This is a genomic window from Candidatus Similichlamydia laticola (genome assembly GCF_003339615.1).
Classification (GTDB): Bacteria; Chlamydiota; Chlamydiia; order Chlamydiales; family Parilichlamydiaceae; genus Similichlamydia; species Similichlamydia laticola.
In genome coordinates this window covers 1-4146 of sequence record NZ_QQBG01000006.1, presented here as the reverse complement: position 1 = coordinate 4146, position 4146 = coordinate 1, and the positions used below count along the sequence as shown (strand labels likewise).

At 44.2% G+C, this 4146-nt stretch carries 3 protein-coding genes; all 3 read left to right on the top strand.

All coding sequences use genetic code 11. The features are described 5' to 3' along the window. Positions 1-1414 (top strand): metal ABC transporter permease (locus HAT2_RS00260; protein WP_181860260.1); only part of this gene is annotated, 1414 nt, incomplete at its 5' end. A gap of 2 nt (positions 1415-1416) precedes the next feature. Continuing rightward, positions 1417-2352 carry a metal ABC transporter permease gene (locus tag HAT2_RS00255; RefSeq protein WP_114544050.1) on the top strand — a complete coding sequence of 312 codons (936 nt, stop codon included), beginning with the start codon at positions 1417-1419 and terminating at the stop codon, positions 2350-2352. A 30-nt stretch (positions 2353-2382) separates the two neighbouring features. Beyond that, positions 2383-4146: site-2 protease family protein (locus HAT2_RS00250; protein WP_147267444.1), on the top strand; the 1764-nt coding region annotated here is incomplete at its 3' end.

Below are 4146 nucleotides of genomic sequence, written 5' to 3'. Positions count from 1 at the left end.
TCAAAAGAAACGGGTTGCCGAGTCTAGTCTTGCTCTCTTTTCGAAACAAGATGAAACTAGATCAGGACCTTATTCCAATACAGAAAAAGGATTGATCATGGTCTCCTTGTCTCAATTTTTCATGCTTATGGCCCCTTCCCTTATTGGTGGTCTTTGCATGGGTTGGATTTGTGGCCTTATTGGTTTCTTATCTTATTTTTTAGAGAACAGTCTTTTGGCTGAGGTTCTCTCTCATGCCGCCTACCCTGGCATATTATTGGGGTTATGGATCTTGTGGGGGTTACAAGGCGGGATCGATGATTTCTTGACTTGGAATACGGTGCTCTTTCTCACCGTCTTGGTTGTCTGCCTCGTCTCAATTTTCTTGGAGGGCTATCGCTTTTTCTACAACCGATTTGTTCCGGAGGATACGCTCCTGTGTTGGAGCCTTTCTACGGCGATGGGATTGAGTTCCTTGTTGATCAGCTGCTTCCAGGCCAAATGGTTTTGTCTTTTGCCTTTTGCTCAGAGATTCCTCTATGGTCAGGTCGTCTTTTTGGAATGGAAAAGCAGTCTGGCTTTGCTTGCCTTATCTTCCCTCCTCACGTGTTTTCTTTTCTTTTTTCAGGACCGAATGAAGTTCTTGCTCTTTGACCCGAGCTTTACTTTGTTTCCTTCCTCACAGAGAAGGATTTTCTATCTTTTCATGCGTTTTATTTTTACCTTGGCTATCCTCGCGGGTCTTCAAACAGGGGGCATTCTCGTGGTGACGTCTCTGATGGTCGTTCCTGCTTTAACCGCACAGATTACGTTGAAACGTTTTTTCCCTATGGCACTTTTTTCTGCTTTATTAGGCGGGGCATCAGCCTTGGTGGGCCTCCTATCAAGCTTATTTCTAGATCTTTACTTGGATGTTTCTATTCCACCAGGTCCTGTCATTGTCTTAATCAGCAGTTGTTGTATGGGATCTCTTTATCTCCTGGCCTGGCCTAAAGGGTGGCTGGCTCGCAAGCTCAAGAAAAAAGCTTATGAGCGAAAGTGCGTTAAAGAAGTACTTCTTAAATCTTGTCTCAAGCAAGGGGAGAAACCAATTCTAGCAGAAGAATTAGAGACTTTTTTGAGTTGGCCTAGAGAGAAAGTTGAGAAAGGGCTTGCTCTTCTCGTTCAGGAAAGACTGTTATGTCGTTGTCCTCATTTTCTTTCTTATAGTTTTACAGAAGAGGGTAAAAGGGAGGCTATGCGTGTTTTGCGATTACATCGTCTATGGGAGTTGTACTTAGTGAAAATGGGTGGAGTATCACCAGAAGAGGTACATCCTTATGCGGAGGAGATGGAACACGCTTTAGCCACAAGTTCGAGTGAAGTTTTGCATCAATTGCTGGGAGAACCCACACAAGACCCTCATGGTCAGAATATTCCACCTTTGAAGGGCTGAAGATGGTTGCTTCTTTGCCTTATTGCCAAGCAGACTTCTTTGATTTTTTTTCTATTCTCTTAGGGCGTCTTCTTTCTGGGGCTTTCTTTCAAGATATGGCTGCAGATGAGATGCAGATGGTTTGTTTGGCAAGTTTGGGATGTCTTTCTGCCTATGTAGGTTCTCTGTTGTATTTGAGTCGTATGACGATGTTAGCCAACACAGTTTCTCATACTTCTCTAGTGGGGATTGTAATTGGTACTCTGGTGACGGCGCCCTCACGACTCGAGGAATGGCATCATCCTGTTTCTTCTCAAGCCATCTTAATAGGGGCTTGTGTTTCCGCTGGGTTAACAGCCGCTTTAACGCATGTCTTTCGAAATCGATTGAAAATTAGAGAAGATGCTAGCCTTGCTCTTGTCTTTTCCATTTTGTTTGCGCTTGGTGTCGCGGGAGTCTCTCTTTTTTGGGGGAATTCTCACGTTGGATTAGATCTCGTTATGGGCAATCTTGAGCTAGTCACTTTTCCTGACGTGGCTCTTCTTTCCGGCGTTGCCGGCATCAATGTTCTTATCTGTCTTTTACTTAGAAGGGGTTTTATTGCTTTTATTTTTGATCAAGAGTTGCTGTCTTGTTGGTTTCGCTATAGCTCCCTATTCGAAGCCTTGTTGCTTTTTCAGGTTGCTCTTATCGTCACAGCTTCCTTAAGAGTTATGGGTCTATTTTTGCCCTTGGCCTATCTCGTTGGTATTCCAATGTGGAGCAGATCAGTGAGCAATTGTGTTGCAGATATGTGGAAAAACGGCGCCCTTCTTTCAGTCTTTCTTTCTGTTCTTTCCGTAGCCCTTGCTCGTGCATGTTTAACAAGTTTTGACTTGGCTCTTTCTTCGTCTGGAGTTTCCATCGTTTGTCTTCTTTCTGTACATCTGCTTTCTTGGCCTGTTTTCCGGGCCTCTTAACATTTTTTTTCTTGGGGGGTCATTCTTGATATGCTGTCACAGATTTTTCAGCTAGGCTCTGCTCTTTTTTTGGTTATGCTTTTGGTCCTTTTACATGAGCTAGGCCACTATTTGGCTGCGAAGGCTCTGGGTATCCCCGTTCAACGTTTTAGCATCGGTATCGGCCCTCCTCTTCTGTCTAGGACGTGGAAGGAAGAGATTTGGCAGATTGGCTGGTTTCCTTTTGGTGGTTTTGTACAAATCGACAGTATTTATCCTCTTTCCGAGGACGAGGATCGCGATGAAACGGAACGGCTTCCTTCTGTTTCAATGTGGAAAAGGGTCATCGTGATTCTTTCTGGCCCTATCATGAACTTTTCTCTTTCTCTGTTGTTTTTCTCCATTTTGTGGGGGGCTGGGGGTGTTCCCAAGGTTTTTCGGGATGTAAATCCTTTTATTGGAGAATTACATCCCCAAAGTGATCTTAGAAGGCTAGGATTGCGTTCTGGTGACCGTATTCTTTCTTACGAAGGCGATCCTGTTCTTTTGTCTCATGACCATTTTTCCAAGAGGGGTGCTGTTTCAGGCCTCGAAGTTGAGGCATTATCCATTGGCTATCGTGGTAGACCAACACAAACGATCAAAGGGACTATTCGGTCTCTTGCTTTGAGAAAGGCTGTGGATACTTATGGGGTTATAGCTCCAGGCAGCTTTATTTTATACCAAGCTCCTGTCGATTCGAATGTTCCACTTGTTTCTTCCGGGCTTCGTAAAGGAGATCGTGTCCTGTGGGCCAATGGTCGATTAACTTTTTGCTTTGAAAGCTTTGAGGGAATTTTGTCTGGGGAGTCGATTTTGTGTACAGTACAGGATCGGCTAGGACGAGTTCAGCAAAAGGTAATAGAACGTATCCCCTTGCTCGAGTTAATGGATTCTGCTCAACGTGTCTATCGTCTTGGGGACCTTGTTTTTGACTCACGACGCCCTTCTCTTCGTCCAGAGTGGTGGATTCCCTATCTGCTGTCCTCTGATCTTGTTGTAACAGATCAACTTCTCAAGCTTGAGATGGAGGGCTTGGAAGTAGGGGATAAGATTCTTTCGCTACAAGGAGTTCCTGTTTCATCTCTATCTGAGTGTGTTCGTGCTTTGCAAACCAGAAAGATGTTTTTGATTGTAGAACGAGAACCTTACCCTAACCAGCTGAAGCAAGCCATTAAGTCTTTCGAAGCACCGTTTCACGATAGTAGGTTGTACCAACTTATTGAAGAGGGCATTCCAGGAGCAGACAAAGGCCCTTTTTTCTTTTTACAGCCTGTAGAGATGAGGGCACGAGAAGATCTTGTTCCAGACCAAATGCAGGGTTATCGCAATCTACTACGTCAGTTCAGTTTTGGCTCTTTACAAAATGACATTTATGCTGATTTGGTTGCGGCAAAGGGCAAGCAGCCTATTTTGGGAGGCTTCTTCTCCGATCACATGGTACAATGGAGACCTTCGCCCTTCTTTTTATTCACTCGAGAGATGCAACAAAACTTCAAGTTTTTGGCCAACTTGTTCATACGTTGGAATAGACCCAAACTTATAGGTCCTATTGGTATTGTGAGACATCTTTATGGCGAGGTTAAGGCTGGACCTACTCAGTTACTTTACCTTGTGGGAGCCCTCAGTTTGCAGTTAGGTTTTTTTAATCTATTGCCTATTCCGGTTTTGGATGGAGGTCATCTTATGTTTTTGGCTTGGGAGGCCATTTTAGGAAGACCACTGCCTCCTCGGATCATGAAGAAACTTTTACTTATCTTTTTTGCTTTCTTTTGG

What these genes read in the sequence shown, in the direction of transcription:
- HAT2_RS00255 (WP_114544050.1), top strand. Translation starts at nt 1,417, where the DNA reads ATGGTTGCTTCTTTGCCTTATTGCCAAGCAGACTTCTTTGATTTTTTT.